This is a genomic window from Xanthobacter sediminis (genome assembly GCF_043195015.1).
Classification (GTDB): domain Bacteria; phylum Pseudomonadota; class Alphaproteobacteria; order Rhizobiales; family Xanthobacteraceae; genus Xanthobacter.
In genome coordinates, this window is record NZ_JBAFWH010000043.1 from 1 (window position 1) to 3,081 (window position 3,081).

General features: G+C 67.2%; 5 protein-coding genes. 1 reads left to right on the forward strand and 4 read right to left on the reverse strand.

Features of this window, described 5'->3' with window-relative positions:
* The 4 genes from V5F61_RS21045 to V5F61_RS21060 form a co-directional block, all read right to left on the reverse strand.
* Nucleotides 1-195, reverse strand: a 195-nt coding sequence (locus tag V5F61_RS21045; RefSeq protein ID WP_394104086.1) for a DUF736 domain-containing protein, incomplete at its 3' end; no start/stop codon positions are given.
* A gap of 588 nt (nucleotides 196-783) precedes the next feature.
* A complete protein-coding gene (locus V5F61_RS21050; protein WP_393990629.1) occupies nucleotides 784-1,251 on the reverse strand; it encodes a hypothetical protein in 468 nt (155 codons plus the stop codon).
* Between the two features lie 122 nt (nucleotides 1,252-1,373).
* Complete coding sequence (locus V5F61_RS21055; protein WP_394104087.1) at nucleotides 1,374-1,541, reverse strand: hypothetical protein; 168 nt, start codon at nucleotides 1,539-1,541, stop codon at nucleotides 1,374-1,376.
* A gap of 383 nt (nucleotides 1,542-1,924) precedes the next feature.
* On the reverse strand, nucleotides 1,925-2,848 hold the full coding sequence (locus tag V5F61_RS21060) for a DUF2493 domain-containing protein (protein ID WP_393990634.1): 924 nt from the start codon (nucleotides 2,846-2,848) through the stop codon (nucleotides 1,925-1,927).
* A 15-nt stretch (nucleotides 2,849-2,863) separates the two neighbouring features.
* Here V5F61_RS21060 and V5F61_RS21065 point away from each other — a divergent pair.
* Nucleotides 2,864-3,081: hypothetical protein (locus V5F61_RS21065; protein ID WP_394104088.1), on the forward strand; the 218-nt coding region annotated here is incomplete at its 3' end.

Below are 3,081 nucleotides of genomic sequence, written 5' to 3' on the forward strand. Positions count from 1 at the left end.
GCCTTCGCTGGAGCGCTTGGACCAGGCGGCGCCGATCTCGATCCGACCCACCAGGACCCGATGGCTGGGCGCGTTCTCGCCGTTGGCGCGCAGGTCGGGGACGATGCGCACGCCCTTGGCCTGGACGCTGAGGGTGACGATCTCGCCGGTGAACTCGTTCGCGCCGGTCTTCTTGAAGGTGCCGATGGTGGCCATTGTCGATCTCCGTCTTCCGTTCCCGAGCCCGCACCGTTGCGGCCTCGATGGCGATCGAAGGGCCGCAGGCGACCGACGCCGCACCCACCGGGGGTCCCCGGCGCGCTTGCGCGATGGGGTGGTTCTGGGGCCGCAGCGCAGCGGAGGACGGCGCAGGAGCGGCTTTCTTGTTCCGCGCGGAATGGGCGATCCGGGCCCCCGAAGGGGTGGTCGCCCAGGGGAAGAAAGTCGTGACGCGCCGTTGCGGCATAGGCGGTCGAGGCGCAGCCGTCCTGCGGCCAGATCCGCCCATCAGAGAGGCCGTATGGAGCGCGCGATGACGGATACCGACGGAGAGGATGGCCGCTGGGTGCCCATGAAGAGAGGGAACGGAAATTTCGGCGTACATCCCGGTGGCTCGTGGCATGGCGAGCCTTCGTTGCGATCCACATGCTGAACCGGCCGCTTCCGAAGCCCGGAGAGTAAGCGCGTCGTAGGGCACCGCCTGTCCCCCGTTTCGGCTGGGGAAGATCGTTGGTCACCAACGCTCCCGCGCTTCACAGCCCCTCGTCGCAATGGCTCCAGGACGAAATCGGCGGGCCTCCGGAGCTACTGATGCTCTCCTGGGAGCTGGACCTGGGCGCGCGAAGGAGACCCGGCTGTTTGGGCAGGCGCCGGCACCTTCGTGATCCGCTTGAACGCCGCAATGCCAACCGCCACCGCACCTATTCCGGCGAAGGCAGCCTGCCAGATGTTTGATGGCACGAAGTAGCGAACGATGCCGAAGGTGACGCCGTAGCCGCAGACCATGGCCGGCACCACGAATGTGCCCACGACGATCGTCCTTGTCCAAACGGAGCGGGTCGTCAGGATCAGGACGTGACCGGCGCCGAAGACAAGGAGGGCGGCGGCGGTCCCGAGAACGACACCCCCAATGGCGCCTGCACCGCTCTGATAGGCCCAACTTGCCGCCGTGATCCCCATGATGACGGGGAGTGCCAGGGTCGCGAGCTCGAACAGCAGACAACAGAACAGGCCCGCGGCAATGCAGGCGACGATGATAACGGGAATGATCATGGTGGTGGCTCCGCAAAGGTGGGGCGGTCGCGCCTCCACCACCACCGCGGCGCGACAACCAGCATAGCAACCGAAGAAGTTTCCCGGAATCCTTGAGCTCGGAATATTCGGGACACCCTCCACTATCTGGCGAAGGGATCAATCTCGCGGATGATCTGTGAGGCGTCGCCGTCGAACTCGTCGGCAGGCACGACGGACAGGGTGCCGTCGCCCGCGCGGAAGATCACGATGACGACCATCAGGGTCTTGGCGAGGCTGAGGGCGAAGGCCTGTGCATCGGTGGAGGACATGGGGTCCGGCTCCTGCTCGAAGCGGAGGACCATCCCCCGCTGACAGGCGCCCGATGGGTCCGGCCGTGGGCCGCAATCACCGCGACAGCGAAGCGGGAGTGGCGGCACGCTGTGCGTAGCCGACCCCTTGAGGGTTGATGGCACCAGGCCCTCGGCCGGCACCTAAGGATCTGCGCAGGAAAGCGGGGGTGGACCGTCGCTCGAAGATCGGCAGGTGCGGCCGTCTCCTCGCATGCGCGTTCGGGAGGCTCAGCCCTTCTTGACGCCGGCTGAGTGCTGGTCCGGTGCGTCAATTCGGTGAAAATCGATGATGGGAACCGCAATCTCGTGAAAAGCGGTGACGCACCGTGAAGTCCGATTCCGAAGGTGGAGGAAGGCAGCGCTCATGCGCTACCCGCCCCGAAGCGATAGACCGGGATGCCGAGCTTGCGGGCCTTGTCGGCGAGGTTGTCCTGGATGCCCGTGCCGGGGAAGATGATGACCCCGATGGGCATGACCGCGAGCATCTGATCGTTGCGTTTGAAGGGGGCGGCCTTGGCGTGCCGTGTCCAGTCTGGCTTGAAGGCGACCTGCGGCACCTTTCGGGCATCGGCCCAGCAGGCCGCGATCCGCTCGGCACCTTTGACCGAACCGCCGTGCAGCAGCACCATGTCCGGGTGCTTGGCGTGGATCTGGTCGAGCTTCGCCCAGATGAGCCTGTGATCAGCCGTGTCGCCGCCGGAGAAGGCGATCTTGGGCCCCGCGGGCATCAGCACTTCGGTCTGTGCCCGCCTGCGGGCAGCGAGGAAATCGCGGCTGTCGATGAGGGCGGCGGTGAGGTGCCGGTGGTTCACCAGGGATCCGGAGCGGGGGCGCCAGGCTGAGCCGGTGTGGCGCTCGAAGGCATCGGCAGCCTCGTCCCGCATCTGTTCGAAGGCGTCTCGGCGCTCCATGAGGCCTTGGCCCTTGGCGATGAGGCGCTCCAGCTCCACCGAGCGCACCTCGCTCCCGTCCTGCTCCTGCTGGCTGCGGCGCTGGCTCTGCTCGTTGTCGTCGAGGGCGCCAGAGATCCGGCCGGCGGCCCGGTGAAAGAGATGGACGGTCGACCACAGGAGGTCGGGAAGGTCGGACTCCAGGCGAGTGTCCTGCAGCGTCGCGATCAGCGCATCGAAGATATCGGCGATGGCGCCGGTGATACGGTCGGCCTCGGGAAGCGGCCGAGGATCAGGCTCATCGTCGAAGGGGCGGTAGCCGTAGAGCTGGAGGTCCTGCAGCAGGTGATCGGTGGGAGAAGAGGCGTGGCGAGGTTCGTCGTGCTCGTTGCTCATAGGAGGCTCCGTCGGTTGGACCGCAGCCTTGCGGCCTTCATGGCGACGAAGCCGGCGGGCGGGACGGGCCTGCACCCCGCGGGACGCGCGGGGCCGGAGCGCGAGCGGAGGATGGCGGAGGCCGGGGATTTTGTTTCGCGATGGAAAGGCGCGTGTCAGGGCCCCGCGACGCTTGCGTCGTGGGGAAACACCGCCGCCGGAAAATCACCGGCCGGAGCCATTGCCGGTCCGGG

What these genes read in the sequence shown, in the direction of transcription:
- V5F61_RS21050 (WP_393990629.1), bottom strand. Translation starts at nt 1,251, where the DNA reads ATGATCATTCCCGTTATCATCGTCGCCTGCATTGCCGCGGGCCTGTTC.
- V5F61_RS21060 (WP_393990634.1), bottom strand. Translation starts at nt 2,848, where the DNA reads ATGAGCAACGAGCACGACGAACCTCGCCACGCCTCTTCTCCCACCGAT.
- V5F61_RS21055 (WP_394104087.1), bottom strand. Translation starts at nt 1,541, where the DNA reads ATGTCCTCCACCGATGCACAGGCCTTCGCCCTCAGCCTCGCCAAGACC.